This window comes from Streptomyces tibetensis, from assembly GCF_040647715.1.
GTDB lineage: Bacteria > Actinomycetota > Actinomycetes > Streptomycetales > Streptomycetaceae > Streptomyces > Streptomyces tibetensis_A.
Map to the genome: position 1 here is coordinate 602,678 of NZ_JBEZCR010000004.1, position 15,030 is coordinate 617,707.

At 67.1% G+C, this 15,030-nt stretch carries 14 protein-coding genes and 1 pseudogene; 12 read left to right on the forward strand and 3 right to left on the reverse strand.

All coding sequences use genetic code 11. The features are described 5' to 3' along the window. Positions 1-31 precede the first annotated feature (31 nt). From AB0B29_RS14370 to AB0B29_RS14385, 4 genes and pseudogenes are all read left to right on the forward strand, one after another. Positions 32-334: pseudogene (locus tag AB0B29_RS14370) on the forward strand (hypothetical protein). Positions 335-386: 52 nt separating this feature from the next. After that, on the forward strand, positions 387-1,616 hold the full coding sequence (locus tag AB0B29_RS14375) for an ATP-grasp domain-containing protein (protein WP_362238553.1): 1,230 nt from the start codon (positions 387-389) through the stop codon (positions 1,614-1,616). Then, positions 1,613-2,485, forward strand: a complete 873-nt coding sequence (locus AB0B29_RS14380) for a DUF317 domain-containing protein (RefSeq protein ID WP_362238556.1) — start codon at positions 1,613-1,615, stop codon at positions 2,483-2,485. Before AB0B29_RS14375 ends, AB0B29_RS14380 begins: the two co-directional genes overlap by 4 nt. 29 nt (positions 2,486-2,514) lie before the next feature. Next, positions 2,515-3,003, forward strand: coding sequence for a hypothetical protein (locus AB0B29_RS14385; protein ID WP_362238559.1), 489 nt, complete (start codon positions 2,515-2,517; stop codon positions 3,001-3,003). 260 nt (positions 3,004-3,263) lie between these two features. On the opposite strand, the gene AB0B29_RS14390 is transcribed toward AB0B29_RS14385, so the two are convergent. Both AB0B29_RS14390 and AB0B29_RS14395 read right to left on the reverse strand, forming a co-directional pair. After that, positions 3,264-3,683 carry a hypothetical protein gene (locus AB0B29_RS14390; RefSeq protein WP_362238562.1) on the reverse strand — a complete coding sequence of 140 codons (420 nt, stop codon included), beginning with the start codon at positions 3,681-3,683 and terminating at the stop codon, positions 3,264-3,266. A 1,178-nt stretch (positions 3,684-4,861) separates the two neighbouring features. Then, on the reverse strand, positions 4,862-7,894 hold the full coding sequence (locus AB0B29_RS14395) for a Tn3 family transposase (RefSeq protein ID WP_362238565.1): 3,033 nt from the start codon (positions 7,892-7,894) through the stop codon (positions 4,862-4,864). Between the two features lie 192 nt (positions 7,895-8,086). On the opposite strand from AB0B29_RS14395, the gene AB0B29_RS14400 reads away from it, so the two are divergent. The 7 genes from AB0B29_RS14400 (at position 8,087) to AB0B29_RS14430 (ending at position 12,605) form a co-directional block, all read left to right on the forward strand. Next, positions 8,087-9,004: a hypothetical protein gene (locus AB0B29_RS14400; protein ID WP_362238568.1), complete on the forward strand. Its 918-nt coding sequence runs from the start codon at positions 8,087-8,089 to the stop codon at positions 9,002-9,004. Between the two features lie 6 nt (positions 9,005-9,010). Next, complete coding sequence (locus tag AB0B29_RS14405) at positions 9,011-9,742, forward strand: hypothetical protein (protein ID WP_362238571.1); 732 nt, start codon at positions 9,011-9,013, stop codon at positions 9,740-9,742. A 38-nt stretch (positions 9,743-9,780) separates the two neighbouring features. Continuing rightward, positions 9,781-10,212 (forward strand): hypothetical protein, encoded by a 432-nt coding sequence (locus AB0B29_RS14410; RefSeq protein WP_362238574.1) that lies wholly within the window; start codon positions 9,781-9,783, stop codon positions 10,210-10,212. Positions 10,213-10,256: 44 nt separating this feature from the next. Continuing rightward, on the forward strand, positions 10,257-10,541 hold the full coding sequence (locus tag AB0B29_RS14415; protein WP_362238577.1) for a hypothetical protein: 285 nt from the start codon (positions 10,257-10,259) through the stop codon (positions 10,539-10,541). A 485-nt stretch (positions 10,542-11,026) separates the two neighbouring features. After that, on the forward strand, positions 11,027-11,398 hold the full coding sequence (locus tag AB0B29_RS14420; protein WP_362238580.1) for a DUF317 domain-containing protein: 372 nt from the start codon (positions 11,027-11,029) through the stop codon (positions 11,396-11,398). Positions 11,399-11,480: 82 nt separating this feature from the next. Beyond that, positions 11,481-11,771, forward strand: a complete 291-nt coding sequence (locus tag AB0B29_RS14425) for a hypothetical protein (RefSeq protein WP_362238583.1) — start codon at positions 11,481-11,483, stop codon at positions 11,769-11,771. Between the two features lie 15 nt (positions 11,772-11,786). Continuing rightward, positions 11,787-12,605 (forward strand): DUF317 domain-containing protein, encoded by an 819-nt coding sequence (locus AB0B29_RS14430; RefSeq protein WP_362238585.1) that lies wholly within the window; start codon positions 11,787-11,789, stop codon positions 12,603-12,605. Between the two features lie 616 nt (positions 12,606-13,221). Here the strand turns inward: AB0B29_RS14430 and AB0B29_RS14435 are convergent. After that, complete coding sequence (locus AB0B29_RS14435) at positions 13,222-13,599, reverse strand: MerR family transcriptional regulator (RefSeq protein ID WP_362238588.1); 378 nt, start codon at positions 13,597-13,599, stop codon at positions 13,222-13,224. Between the two features lie 123 nt (positions 13,600-13,722). Between AB0B29_RS14435 and AB0B29_RS14440 the strand changes: the two genes are divergently transcribed. Next, positions 13,723-14,664 (forward strand): aromatic alcohol reductase, encoded by a 942-nt coding sequence (locus tag AB0B29_RS14440; RefSeq protein WP_362238590.1) that lies wholly within the window; start codon positions 13,723-13,725, stop codon positions 14,662-14,664. Positions 14,665-15,030: the final 366 nt, after the last annotated feature.

The following is a 15,030-nucleotide window of genomic DNA, read 5'->3' on the forward strand; positions in this document are numbered from 1 at the left end:
CCTGCTGCGCCCCCAGCCTGTGGAGAACTTCATGTCCATTGCCGCCCTTGGATCGCACCGCGCGACTGGTCGCACCACCACCGAGCAGTTCCACGCCTTCGACGCCCACAACCCGCACGTCTACGCGGGCCCTGGAACGTATGGCCGCCCGCCGCCTGGCCACCGACGCCACCCGGGTCAGCTTGAAGGACCTGTTCGAGGACCTGCGTCGCCAGCTCCCTCATGGGGTCGCCGGGCGAACAACAACTACACCGCCCTCTACGCCCGCCGCCTGATCAGCGAACACCCTCACTGGGCTGCGGCGTTCGAACTGCGCCGCCGACGTGCCGCCTGAGACACCCCTCTCTTCCCTCGTCCCGCCGTCCACCGATACGGAGAACCCCTTCTTGTCCGCTCGTCCTCTAGTGCTCGTCGTTTCTCCCGGCGACGAGACCTACCGCGGCTACTGCCTGGAGCAGGTGGCCGCCGCGTACGACGTCGTCCTGCTTACCGGCACCGAGCCGTCGTGGGAGAAGCCGTTCATCGTCGACCACACCGTGGTCGATCTGAGCGACCCCGCAGCGCTGCTCGCCGGCGGCCGGGCGCTGGCCCAGCACCATGACCTTGCCGGCGTGGTCACCTGGGACGAGTGGCACCTCGTCCCCACCGCCCGTCTCGCCCGCGCGCTCGGTCTGTCCTCGACGTCCGTCGAGGTGATGCGGGCCTGTCGCAACAAGGCCACCGCCCGGGCTCTGTTCGCCCGCCATGGCGTGCCCTCGGCCGCCTCGATGAGGGCGCGGACTCTACTGGAGGCCGACCGGGCGACGATGACCCTCGGCCTGCCGGCGGTCATCAAGCCCGCGGCCTTCGCAGGCAGCATCGGCGTGATCCGCGTCGACCGGCCCGAAGAACTGCCCGCCGCTTTCGAGTTCGCCTCGGCCGGAGCGAGCCGCAGTCGCGAGGACACCGGCGTCCTGGTCGAGGAGTACCTCGACGGGCCGGAATTCTCGGTCGAATGCGTCACCCACCGCGGAGCGACCACGGCAGTCGCCGTGACCCGCAAGCACCTGGGCCCCGCGCCGTACTTCGACGAGGCCGGGCACACCGTCGATGCCGCCGACCCGCTCCTGGCCCAGGTCGCCCCGGCCGCCGCTGCTGCGGTCAAGGCCCTGGGGATCACCGACGGTGTGCAGCACGTCGAGCTGCGCCTGGTGGACGGTCGGCCGCGGTTGATCGAGGTCAATGCCAGGATCGGCGGCGACATGATCGGCCACCTTGTCCGTCTGGCCACCGGCATAGACCTGCCCCGGGCCGCCGCCGACCTCGCCTGCGGCCGAGCACCGGACCTCACCCCGACCCGCAGCGGGGCCGCGGGCATCCGCATGCTCTACCCGGATACCTCCGGCACCCTGACCGCCCGGCACATCAACCTGCCCTTCGCCGCCCACACCCCCTGGCTGCGCCAGGTGCAGTGGATCCGCGAGATCGGCGACGAGCTCGTCCTGTCGCCCGACGGCGACCTGTTCACCGGCCGGGCCGGGTTCTACATCGTCACCGGCCGCACCACCGCCGAGGTCACCGAACGCCTCGACACCGCCGCCGACGAGATCACCGTCACCACGAGGGCAGACCGATGAACCCACAGCCCGATTCGCACCACGAGATCGACGGCGACGTCTATGTCTCCCCGCGCCACCTCGCCTCCACCACCGGAACCGGCGACCCCGCCCTCGCCCCGCTGCTCGACCTCGGCTGGGACCTGCGGTACGACGAGGAGTCCAACGTGTACGTGAGCGCTCCCGACCGGCGCGTGCGCCTGGGCTACCTGCCCGAAGGCGAGGACGACGGGCTCTGGCGCATCAACGCCTACAAGGACTACTTCGGTCCGCCGGCGTGGGGCGTCTGCTTTAGCGACCGCGTCCCCACCGAGTTTGTCCAGGCGTTCACCACGGTCCTTGCCACGGCGTACGAGCAGGGACCGGACGCCTACCTCGCCCGGCCGGTCTCCGGCATCGACGAGCACGATCCCTTCCTCGCCGTCGTCCCACTTCTGAAGCAGGGCTGGGAGATCGACCGTCCGCGCTGGGGCGTCTTCGCGGTCCAGGCCCCGGACGGGCACGCCGGGATGGAGTTCACCACCGGCGACCTCGATCCCGAAGCCGAGCTGACCACGCGCGAGGCCCGCTGGCAGCTGTGGGCGGGCAAGTCCATCGACCGGCCCGTCTGGTACGCGACAGCCAGCACCGACACCCCCGTCGCCCTGCTCACCGCCGTCACCGAGTGCATTGTCGATCCGGCTCCACTGCCCCGGTGGCGCGAGGAGACCTTCAGCTACATCAAGGGCATGGCCCAGCTCACCCCGATCCTTCCGCCCGGACCGCCGACCCCTACCCCGCTCGACGTGCAGCGGGCGGTCGCGTCCCGCCGCCCGGCCGCGCTCCCCGCGGTCAGCGTCCCTCGCTGGAGCACCACCAGCCGACCGGCTCTGCCCGGTCCACGCCGGTAGGACCAGCCCGACCCCTACCGGAGCCCCTCTTGTCCCTACAGGCCCCCGAGTTCTTTGCCGAGCTGTGCCTCCCCTTCCACGACCACGCCGTCGTGGGCAACACGTACTACGCCGCCCCGACCCCGGGCACGCCCCTGCGGCTGCGGATCGATTTCACCCGCACCATCCACGCGGACACCTACGGCGGGCTGCGTGCGGCGATCGTCCACCCGGAACGCGGCGAGATCGACGCGGTGGCGCTCACCTTCGTGGATCACGGAACCTTCCACCGCCGCGACGAAGCCACCAACACCCGGCCGAACACCAAGCAGTACGGCACCTTCGACAAGTACCACCGCCCCGGTCGACCCCCGTGGGACGGGGCCGTCACCACCGGGCTGCGCGACGCCATCGAGCGGTACACCGCCGTCTGGTTCCCCGGCGCCTGGACCGCGTCCATGCCGAGCCGCGCCGCAGGCCGGACCGCGCACACGTCTCCCGCGGTGCCGGTCACCCGCAGCGGCGCCCGCGCCCGCTGAGCCGCGCCCACACCGCCAGCCCCGGCGTCCCGCACTCTCCAGCAGGAGCCCTGCCCGTGATGACCCATCCCTTTGAAAATGTCGACCCCACTGGGAGGCCGGCCACGTGGTTCGGGCGCCGGTCGTGGGTCGGACGGTATCGACGTGGTTGACCTCGGGTGGGCGGGCTGAGCTGAGGGGCGAAGCCACAAGCGTCCAAATTCGGCCGCCATGCTGCGATTCAGCGAAATTGGTGAACGTCGTCCTTGGCTTGACCCGGCTCACTGCGGCCGGCGCCTGCTATCGCCGGCCGGGTATCCATTGGCGAGCCACCAGCCTTCCATGTCCCGCAAGCCGGACAAGTCCGGCTCCGGCAGACCTGGGTCAACCATCGCCTTCGCCCCTTCGGGTACCAGCTCCACCTCAATGCTCCCCGCGTCCGATCCACGGTCGAACGATTTCAGGGCCTCCAGCGCTTCCGCCTGACTGCCGCAGATCGGGACTTGAACCGCGAATACCCGGGGGGCGCCCCCGTTGTGTGCCCCCGCGCGGATCAACAGGCACATCGCCTCGTCGAAGCACTCCAGGCCACCCACTGTGATCCGGTAATAGAAGCCGTCCTTCTCTGCGTGATCGCCGTTGCACGCGGGTTCTGTGACATGTGGGCTGCAGGTTTCGCACTGAGCGCCCTCGGTCGCCACGCGTACCCGGTCGCACGACGCGCACAGCCAGGAGTCGCACCCCTTGCAGCGATTCGGGAAGGGGTAGCTCGCGAGGTGCATTCCCGCCCTATCGGGCAACTGCTCCTTGCACGGACAGGCTGCCAGCCGCGTGCGTCGTTCGGCTTCTGCTTCGGAAGCGAGGCGTTGGCGTTCCGGCTCTCCCTCTGCCCAGATCCTCGCCCTTTCCGCGCGCCTGAGCCCCCGTGCTCGGGTGCAGCATTCGCGTTCCTCTTCGCTGAGGTGGGTCCAACAGGCAGGAACGGGCGCCGGTTCTCCCGGGATTACAGGCCACTCTGTCGGCCTGCTCTGACAGGGGCGCCCCTTGGTCTTCGTCATCCGGATGCACGTCGCCTCGCCCACCGGCTGGGGGAGCACGGCGTGGGGAGGGAATGCCTGGGGACTCTGCGACGCCTGCGGGGTGGAGCACTCGCCGCAGCGGTCACCTGCGCCGACCACGGGCCTGTCGCCGCAGCTCGCACATAGCCATGCGTCACACGCTGAGCAGCGGTACTGCGAGCCGAAGGTCAGCGAATACCGGCCGATCGAGTCCGGCACCGGACCGCCCGCCCTGCGCGTCACGCACAATGGGCAGAGGTTCGGCTGCGTCGGCGGCGGTGGAGTGTTGGTGCGCGGCATCCGACCATCATGTCTACCTGGGGAGAGCCGAGCTGCTGCTTCCTCCCAGGTCGACCTGATCGAGATCGTCCGAAGACGCGAAGCCGTCAGATCTCAGTTAACGGTGCCACGGCTCCCCGCTCGCCAACTGTGGTGCTCACTCATGCCAACCCAAGCACGTCCTCGCCACTGAGGGCATCTCCTTGCGCGTCCGCTCAGTTCCCCTGTGAGGCATTCCATTCACCCTGGTGTTGCCGTTCGGCGACCAAGATCTCAAAAATGTGGGTTAAGGGGTGTTTTACCTGGTCAGAGGTCTGGCCGATCGGGCTGGACCGGAAACGGGCGTTCCTCTTGCTCGTGGTCTATCGAAGTTGACCCGGCGTCGGGGTGTGAGGAGGCCGCCCTCCACCCTGCTGGTGAACGTGGACGTTGGCGGGCAAGGACGAAGCCGGTACCTCGGTGAGGTACCGGCTTGGGTGTGAGGCGGAGAGGCTCGCCCGTTCAGTAGTTCTCAGGGACGGCTCCACCTGGGCCTGCGGTCTTCAGCTGGGATCCGGTTCCACGTCGGGGATTTCGAACATCGTGTCGGTAGGTGGCTCGAAGTGGAATCGGCCGCGCATGTTGATGTGGCCGTACATCATCCGAGAGAGCTGGCGGAGGTCGCTGTGCGGGATGACCTGGCCCTGGGCGCGCATTTTCTCGAAGATCTTCTGGATGTAGACCGTGTTGAAGAGGGCCACAGTGTTGAGGACTAGGCCGAGAACACCGAGCCGGTTTTCGAGACCGGGGTAGTAGTCGGGGAAGGGGCCGTCGATGCCGTGGCAGATACGCCTGGCGAGGTCGGCACGTTCCTTGTGCAGCCTGCTCTGTGCTTCGATCCCGCTCCGGTACTCGGGGTTGTCGTAGAGGCGGAGCAGGTGGCGTGTTTTGGCGATGCGTCCGAATGAGACGATCGCTGATCCGAGATTGGTGGGCTGGCCGTTGCGGGTCAGGATCCGAAGTGCGTCGTGTGCGCTGACGGCACCGTGGTGGATCGAGCCGATCACCCGCAGGATGTCTTCCCAGTGCGCGGCGATCTGCGAAAGGTCGATCTGCCGGCGTGTTGCGCCCTGGAGAGGTCCGTAGTCCGCTGACCTGTCGATACGCCAAAGCCTGGTGTCGTTGATCTGGTGCGGGGCAGGCTGGTAGGAGTAGCCGGAGAGCGTCAGAAGGCCGAAGACGAGGTCCTCGTGCGTTCCGGCCTCGGCGACGATGGCTTCGGGGTGTCGGCTGTCCGGGCCATAGATCTGGTCCCGGTATGTCGTAAGGGTGTTCAGCGCTTCCAGCGCGGCGCTGGGTCGGCCGCTGACCATGCGCCCGGACAACTGGATGGCCTGCTCGGTCAGCATGGTCAGCCACGTGACCTCGGAATTGCCTTCGGGCGCGATGCGCAGGCCGGGCTGTGGTGTGGGGATGACGAAACAGTGGCCGTCCACGGAGGCGAGACGCTCCCCGTTCAACTGCAGGGTGGTGAGTACGTCGGTCTCCGCGCCGAGCATGAGGGTGGTGCATGCCTCGATCACATCGGGGCGGAAGTATTCGCGGCTGATGCTGGTGAGGCGGTCGAGTTTGAGGGCGTCCTTTTCCTCGTTCGCGACGGCTTCGAGGCCGATGTTGCAGCCGTATCCGACCATCACGGCGGCTACGGACAGCTCGAATTCCGGGTAGGGGGAAGGGCTGCCGTTACGGGTGGTGAACGCGGCGATGGCGCCGGTCCGGCTCAGCACGTCCAGCACCACTTGGGGCAGCTCTGCCTTGGGGAGCATCCTCTCCACTTGCCGACTCAGGCTCGACGTACGCGGTGGCCGCCCCTTCGGCAAAGCCAAGTCACCGTTGCCGAGCGTGATGTGAGCGCCTTCGGGCATTCGGGAGGCGACTCTGGCGAGGTCGGCGTGCAAGCTTCTGCCCGCGCGTTCGAGGTAGGCGCCGGGGTTTTCGGGCAGATCCAAGCTGGTGAGCAGGCTGGGCCGGGCCTGCGCCCAGACCTCGTCCGACAGGAGTCGCGCGAGCAGGTCTCCCCAGCGGGAGCAGCCCTGAACGAAGATCGTTCGGTTGCACAGATGCCGGTGGAAGGTCTCCACTACGCAGAGGGCGTATGCCGACAAGTTCACCGTGCCGTCGCGCTGTTCCGGTCCACCTTCCACGAGGCGCTTCCAGGAGCCTTTCAAGAGAGTGGTGTCGATGTCATCGAGCCGGACGTCCTCGCGATCCAGGAGAGGCGGCAAAGCGTGGAGCGCGGTCAGTGCGGCTTGGCCCGCGGGACTTGCGCCGAAGCGGACCCTGTCGACAAGGACGGGTACGAGCGTCCGTACGTCTCGGAACCGGTCCAGTGCCTTGGCACGACGGGCCTCGTGGGTGTCGGAGTCCCGGGCCGGCATGTACTCCAGGAGGTTCTTTGCCGCCCGGAGGAGAGTGTCCCGGTCGGCGACCGTCTCCAGTACGGCGCGTGTGGTGTCGGTGTTGGTGTCGGGGTCGATGACCTCACCGGTGTCGTGGTTGACGTCCTCCGCCACGGATTCCAGGACGGCGAGCAGTGCCTGTGCGGTCAGGGTGCCGTCTGGGGCGAACTTCGGGTAGGCGTCGACGAGGGCCTTGTCGGCCCACCTCTTGGGTTTGGCGATGAAGCGCTCGCTGATCAGTTTGTCGAGCATGTCGATGGCATCGTCCAGAGCACTCGTCTCCAGGCGCTTGATGGCTGCAAGTACCGCAGCCCGCTTGCCGGTCTGCTCTTGCAGGCGCGGTACCCGCTCGGTCAAGGCATGATCGGCGAGCTGCGCCAACTTGCGCTCAGGGATGGAAGAGACATCCACCTCTACGAACCCGAGAGCGCGGATCTCGTCCGCGCGTGACAGCGCCTTCACGAAGTTGTCCCACGAGGGCACGCCGACACCGCGACGGAGGCCGCCCAGACGACTGGTGCGCTCGCCGGCGGGAACCTCCATCAACCAGTCGATGATGCGGACCTGTTGGCGGTTCATTTTGGAGACGAGTGCCTTCGATACAGCGTCTTCGGCTTTACCCCGGCAGAGCGTCACCAGGTCGCGCAGCGTCGAGTACCTGGGGAGCAGCACACGCTGCTCGCGGAGCCAGACCAGGGCCTGGAGCGTCATCGCCTTCGGACCGTCCGTGGAGTACTTCAGCCGGTCTTCCATCCAAGCCACGAGCTGGGCCTCGCCCTCCACGAAGGAAGTCCAGCCGTGTTCCCGCCTGATCTCTCTTACGTGGTTTCGAACGGTGTCGCCGTTCTTCCCGTACAGGCTGATCTTGGCCAGCGGGTCGGAGATGCCGAGCTGCTCGCCCACACGCAGTACCAGGTCCTCGGGAATCCTCTCCACGTCGGTCTGGAAACGGCCCAGGAAGCGCACGACCGTCAGCTGCACGGCCAGGCCGAGCCGGTTGTGCTCGCCTCGCTTGCCCTGGATCAGCCGCTGGTCCTCCTCACCGAGCCGGAGATGTGGCCAGTCGCTCTCCGGGATTCCATTGACGAACGACGGGTACCCCGCGCTCAACTCCTGCCGCTCCTCTGCGCTGAGCATTGCCTCTCCTGACGATCGGATTGTCACGCGGGGCAGATTCAGGCCGCCGGCTGGGCCGGGTCAAACCGGACTTCGAGGGTGATCGGCCTTAGGGCACATTTTTGAGATCTTGGTCGTCGACCCGTTTCTTCAGCGGCTGTTCGAGTGGCTCGCGGACGTTTCTGACGGCTCGGCCTCCTACCGTCCTTGGCCATGGAGAACGTGTGGATCGAGCCGAGCGGTAGCGCAGATCCCGGCTACACAGATGAGCAGCTCAAACGCGCGAGAGCGTTCGCGGAGCAGGACGTCCAGGCGACGCGGGTGCAGCTTGCGGCGCGTTTTGGCCTCGGTGACGTGTGCGCCGAGATCGCCGCGCAGTCCAGCCTGGCGGTGAGCAGTGCCCTGGAACCGTTGGCACGCCAACTGGGCTATGCGGCCGACACGCTTGAGCGATACCAGCGCGTCACGGCGTTGGCGGGCGCGGAACTTCGTGAACGTCTCGCCGCGTCGTCCGTCCACGTGCCGTGGAAGTGCGTGGTCACGGCCTGCGTAACCGACCCGGCCGAGCGGGGGCGTCGTGTCGGGCTGCTCCTCGGGCGGCTGGCCGGCGCCGAGCGGGCGGGATGGCCGGCCGTACTCGACGCCGGGGAGTACTGCCGGGCTCTGGGCCTGGCGGACGGAGCGGCCTGCGCTGTGGAGACGCCGGGCGAGATCGTTGCTCAGCTCGGTCGTGTAGGGGTGCGGGAGGCCGTCGTCGCGGAGTTGACCAAAACGCCAGAAGCCGTGCTGTCCATTCTGCGGGAGCCGATCGTGCGTGAGGTTCTCCAGGACCAGGAGGTCGCCCGGTACGTGCGTGAGCAGATGCGTCCCGTGCCCGATCCGGACGAAGACCTGGTCAACGAACTGATCGGCGACGACGAGCGCGATCCGCGTGCCGACTGGACCATCCGCTACTTCAGCCTGGCCCACAAGTGCAGGGAAATCCTCCTGCTGGGTCCCGACGATTTCGCAGACATCGACGACCCCGACGTGTGGCAGTCCGTCGAATCCATCCGTGACTCGGTCGCCTCCTGGGCCGACCGCGTCTTGGAGAAGCGCCCACGCACGATCCGACTCCTCTCCGGAAAGTAGAAACCCGTGTCTATCCCCAATGCCGCTGGCCGCTACCCCAACGCCGTGCGCGACGTCCTCGACCGGGAGGCTCTCCGGTCCATCCGTCAGGGCGGGAGCGAAGTCGAGCAGCTCGCCCGGATGCAAAGCGTCGTCCGGTCGAAGATCAAGGTGCTCTCCGCCGAATACCGTCCTGTGTTCGACCGCGCGGTGAAATCGATGTGCACGACCTCGTTCAACAAGGTCTGCAAGGAACTTCGTATCGCCGCTCTCGCTGGTCCGGCCGGAGCAGGGCGGGGCGGGACCGCCGTCGTGGGTCCGAGCTGCGGGACCGGAGTGTCAGGCCCTGGCGGGGATACGGTTCCCGGCTCGCCAGGTACTGGATCCGACGACGAAAAGGTCGTGGCGAAGGTCCTCCTCGGCGAGGGCGGCGAGCTGACGGAGAAAACGGCCCAGCAACTAGTGCTGGAAGACCTCGACCGCATCATGGAAGTCCTTCCTCCTCTTGCCGAGCGCGACTTCATGGAGGCAGACCGGCTTGAACGGGCGGCCAAGGAATCCGCCCAAGGAGCCAAGGAACACAGGGCCCGCGGAAACCGCATCCTCGCCCTCTACAAGCGCTATGACCGGCTCGTCGTCGGTATCGACAGCATCCCCGGTATCTTCAACCTCGCCGACTACATTGCCGAGGTCGGAGCCCAGGCCCTTGGCCTGGACAACGAAGATGCCGAGCTCCTCCGCTATGCGGGCGCCCTGTGACCGAGTCCACGTGGCACAAAGAAGTCAAGGGATGGGGTGTGGCCACCGAGATCCCACTCGGGAATCGCAGAGCAGACTGCATGCTGCGCTGTGGTAAGCGGGCAGAGATCCAGGCCCATCCGCTTGCTCCGGTTGAAGTCACAGGCCGAGAGGCCCACGCGGACCTGTGGATCCTCGACTGCCGCGCCGCATACACGCACGACCGCCTCCTGGTGTGGGACGATCCGGAATTCGGCACGCTGTTCCGTTGGGACCGTGCCTGGCAGGGCTTCGCGGTCGCCAAGCGGCCCGCCTTCCTCAACACGGAACTGGATATCAGCACGGGCCGCGGCAGTTTCCTGGAGGTGACGGGCTGGACCTTTGACGGATACCGCGCTCTTGGTTCCGGCAGGCCCCATACGGCTGCTGACATACGTTCTTGGATGCGCTACGACATTGCGCTTGCCTTGCACCTGGAGGTGACCTGGTGACCTGGGAGCCACCCCACGGACGGACGAGGAGGCACCACCGCACCGTGGCGATCGAGCTGGACGGTCTCCTCCAGCTGGTGCCAGCCGAGTACCACGCGACCGGGGTGCCCGCGCAACGCATGCTGACAGCCAGGGCCTTCTACGCCGACTCCGTTTTCGGCGAATGTCCGGTTCCAGTGGCCATACCACTGCACCGGCCCACCGCTGGCACCCACTCGACACTGATCGTCGTGGATGACCTGGGCGAGTCCTGGGTCATGAGATTCGACGTCTGGCACAACCAGTTCCGCTATCACATCACCGGCTTCTACCCCCTCGACCGCACTTGATCTTTGGCGGCTTGGCCGTGCCGCAGGGTGGTATCGCGACGTTCGCGGTGCGCCCCCACCGAGGTAGCTGGAAGGCCGAGCGACTCCGAGGCCACCGAGTAGCCAACGCCGTGGAATCGGAGAACCCACAGACTTGTAGGAGCTCGTGTCGGAGACCGTTCGTGTGTCCAGCGGCCTTTCCCGCAGTCTCAAGCCGTGTCGGACGCTGGAGTCCCAGCATCGGGTTGTCGTCTTGGCGGTTCGCATTGACCGACGCAGACCTCTGGTCCTGTGACCTGGCCTGTCTCACCGTCGATGTCGGATCCGACATCGGTCGACATCGACCATGAGATTCCGGCACGGGATTTGAGATCCCACAAGACTGTCCAAGACGCAGTTCGCCGGGGGCAGACAGGAAAGATCGCGGAAAGACTGGCCGACGTCCGCGTCGGCATGTCAACGTAGACGACCTTGCAAGAAACACCAGGTCAGAGAGGTGATTGCCTGTGACCGTAGCGCCTGTGGGACCCGGTTTCTCCACCACCGTCGAAGCCCTGCGGATTCGCGAATGGCAGCTCGGCCCCGGCCAGCCCACGCTGGTCATGGACCAGTTCTCCGCGGAGGACTTCCACCTGATCGTGGACGACCGTGCGGACGTGCACGTCAGCTCGAAGGACGGCCGCTTCTATCTCGGCTGGTTCCCGCTCGGCCGTCCCGGCACGGACGGCGAGGGATGGAAGATCGCCGTCACAGGTACGGCCAAGATGCGTGGCTACCAGCTGTCGTTCGACACCGAGACGCCGGCCGACATCGTCGCCGCCGCCGTGGCGCGCGTGCTCGAGACCTCACGTCGTCGACAGCCAGGCGCCCACGAATAATCCTCGCTCAGGCGGGCGGCCGGCCGACTGTCGGCCCCCGCCACTTAATCGTTCACTGTTTCCTCACCCCAGGAGGCTGTTCGTGACGTCCTCGGAGATGACCGTCGGTGATCTCATCGACCTGCTGTCCGCGTGCGACCGGGATGCTTTGGTCCGCCAGGCCATGAACCCGTTCTTTCCGATGGCCCACCGCCTGGCGCAGGTCGTGCAGTCCGTGGACGAGACCGGCAGGACCGTCGTGTACCTCACTGAGGGGCGGGACGAGGACGCACAAGTCGGCCATCTGCCGCCCGAGGTTGCCGTCGCCCTGACCTGGCAGGGCCCCGTCCAGGCACCCCCGCGTCGCCCTCGCCGCATTGCCGGCGGCAACTAGACCCGCACAGAGCCCTTGGAGGCGCCCCTGTACCCCGTTTTCCCGCTCGACCCGTCCACCCCGCGCGGCGGCCTGCCCGCGTTGTGGGTCGGTCCCCGGCATCTGGCCGGTGACGACAGGTGCCTCTACGACGGCGTTGCCGACACGCTCTCCGGTCTGGCCTGGACGAGCCTGACGATCGTCCGCGGACGTCATGAGCCGGACGAGGAGCCTGAGGACCGCCAGGTCCTGCGCAGCACCGTCCTGCACATCAGCCCCGACACCCTCCGATGGGCGCAGTGGTGCCTGGCCGACGAGCCGTTCCACCTGGGAGACCTGCCGATCGCCTGGCAGATCTCCGCCCGCGCGGACACCAGCAGCCCGCTCGCGTCGTGGTCCTCCTACTTCACCACCGACGTCCCCGGCGAGGCCGTGGCCGACTTCCTCGTCGCGCTCGACGCGCGAGACCAGCCCGCCGTGCCGCTCGTCGGCCCCGAGAAGGTCCTCGACGCCGTCACCGCACACGGCTGGCTCCGCGACATCGACCAGCCCCACGCGGCAGCGACGGACCCGACGTTCACCTCGCACATCAGCCTCGGCGAGGTACCGCCCCTCATCCAGGACGCCGACCCGCGCGCCCTGACAACCGAAGCTGACGAGGCGGGACCGGCCGGATGGCAGGCATGGGCGGAGCCCGCGCTCGGCGCCCCTTGTCTGTGGGCGGCCTCCTTCGGTTCCAGCGTCCCGCACGACCTCGTGGCAGCTTTCGCCGCCTCCCTCAGCTCGACCGCACCGGTCCTGCGGCGGGTGCTGCCCAAGGCCACCCGGGAGCAACTGCTGCGGGCGCCGGCCTAGCGATCGATGGCACCCCTCGGCCAGACGGAAGAAGCCCGGTCCTCCCGAATGGAGGCCGGGCTTCTGGCATTTCCCTCCGAGGCTCGGGCGAGCCATCGAGCCAGAGGAGGGCGACCCGTGCGACGAGCACAAGGTATCGGGCCTGCCCGGCATCGGTGATCGCCTCCGGCCCCAAGGCGGGGAATTGGGGTGAAGTGGGGCCTGCTCGATGTAGCGGTCGTGAGTCCTCACGTGGTATTGCCAACGTCTCAAGCGGGGCAAAGTGGCCATGCTTTGGCGGAGCGGCGCCGCTCAGCATGTGGTAATCGGTGGCCCGTTGAAGTGGGGTGGTGTGGCGAAGGTATGGCGTAGCGGTGCCACGTTCCTGTGCGGCTGAATAGCCATATGCCTCGAACCGAAGAGAAGCAGCAGCCAGCCCTTGAACTCCGTTGCGGTGGAGTGCACGTCATCGTTCAACGCATCTCGCCCTGGCTGGTGGCAGCCTTTGTCACAGCGATGGGGAGTGAGCCTCTTTCATCCTCTGTAGTCGCAGGTCAGTAGGGTGTGAACGGCCTGGACGACGTCGCCCACAGGTCGGGGCCATGCCCCTCCGCCCTCGGGTCCCGGGGGTTGCGAGTCATGCTGGGGTCAGCAGGTCTGCGTGGCCCGTTCGCCGGAGGTAGTCGATCACCGCGTCTCGGCTCTTCTCCAGGCACACGATCCTGTTCTCGACGACGCGCAGCTCGCGAGCGAGCTCCCCTGCGAGGGTCTGGGTGCAGGCGCCTGCTGCGTCCTGGGCCGAGGGAGCCTCGATGTCCAGCACGATCTTGATCATCCTCGTCGACAGGCCGGCTTCGATGAGCGCCCGGACGTGACGTGCATGCTCGACCTGGTCCTCGGAGTAGTCGCGGTAACCGTTGGTCGACCGCGACGACTCGATGAGCCCCTGCTGCTCGTAGTAGCGGAGCATCCGAGCCGGGGCTCCTACCTTTTTGGCGGCCTCACTGATCTTCATCACTCGCTCCTCCTCCTCAGCCGACGACTTGACCTTGACACAGATGTCAAAGTTTACGGTGACTCTCGAGACCCCAGCGACCAGAACCCACTGGGGAAAGACGAACACGAGAGGGACGTTCAGATGACCAGCGACAGCTCGATCCCCACCTCCCGGGACATCCTCATCATCGGAGCCGGGGAGCTCGGCATGCCCGTCATCCGCAACGTCGTCCGACGAGCGAAGGACGTGGAGGGCTCTTCCGTCAGCGTGCTCCTGCGGGCCAGCGCCATCGCGTCCACGGCACCCGACAAGCAACGCGACGTCGCTGAGATCAAGAACCTGGGCGTGAAGATCGTCGAAGGGGACCTCGTGAAGAACACCGTCGACGAACTCGCCTCCCTCTTCGCCGACTACGACACGGTCATCGGGTGCACGGGCATCACCGCCGGCCTCGAGACCCCCATGAAGGTCGCCCAAGCCGCCCTCCAGGCGAGGGTCCCGCGGTACTTCCCGTGGCAGTTCGGCGTCGACTTCGACGCCATCGGCCGAGGAAGCCCGCAGGACATCTTCGACTCCCAGCTGGACGTCCGTGACCTGCTCCGGTCCCAGGACCAGACCGAGTGGGTCATCATCTCCACCGGCATGTTCATGAACTACCTCTTCGAGCCCGGCTCGGGCATGGTGGACCTGCCCAACGACACCGTCAACGCGCTGGGAAGTCTCCAGACGGCGGTCACCGTGACGACGCCCGAAGACATCGGCGTCCTCACCGCGGACATCCTCTTCGCCGAACCTCGCATCCGCGACGAGATCGTCTACCTCGCTGGTGACACCATCACCTACGGCGAACTGGCCGAGACGCTCGAGACCGTGCTGAAGCGTCCGTTCCGCCGTGAGGTGTGGACGGTTCCGTCGCTGCTCGACGAGTTGGCCGCCGACCCGGACAACATGACGCGGAAGTACCGGGCGGTCTTCGCACAGGGCCGCGGCGTCGCGTGGGCGAAGGACAACACCTACAACGCACGCCACGCGATCCCCGTGACTGACCTCCGCCAATGGATCGAGGAGAACCTCGCCGGCTGACGCCCCCAGCCCCTGCGCGCGGGCGGCATCGGCCTGCAGTTCCTCACCGGCGATCTCCAGGGCAGCCATGACCCGCCGGATCACGCGCAAAGGCCCCCAAGCGCCATGGGGGCCGACGGGCGCAGTCAGCCTGAGGCCGCGTCTTCGATGTCAGCCGCTGTAAGGGACGGCGACGCCGATGATCCAGGTGACCCCGAAACGGTCGGTCAGCTTCCCGTACAGCGGGGTGAACACCGACGGGCCGGGGTCCTGCAGCACGGTCCTGCAGCACGGTCGCCCCTCGGTCAGCTTCTTTCAGTACATGGGGACCTCGTGGGCGTCGGTGCTGCTCAGCGAGTCGTAGAAGGGAATCGTGCCGGGGTCCTA

Coding starts and splice junctions, on each gene's coding strand:
- AB0B29_RS14400 (WP_362238568.1), top strand. CDS start 8,087: ATGGAGAACGTGTGGATCGAGCCGAGCGGTAGCGCAGATCCCGGCTAC.
- AB0B29_RS14395 (WP_362238565.1), bottom strand. CDS start 7,894: ATGCTCAGCGCAGAGGAGCGGCAGGAGTTGAGCGCGGGGTACCCGTCG.
- AB0B29_RS14440 (WP_362238590.1), top strand. CDS start 13,723: ATGACCAGCGACAGCTCGATCCCCACCTCCCGGGACATCCTCATCATC.
- AB0B29_RS14435 (WP_362238588.1), bottom strand. CDS start 13,599: ATGAAGATCAGTGAGGCCGCCAAAAAGGTAGGAGCCCCGGCTCGGATG.
- AB0B29_RS14380 (WP_362238556.1), top strand. CDS start 1,613: ATGAACCCACAGCCCGATTCGCACCACGAGATCGACGGCGACGTCTAT.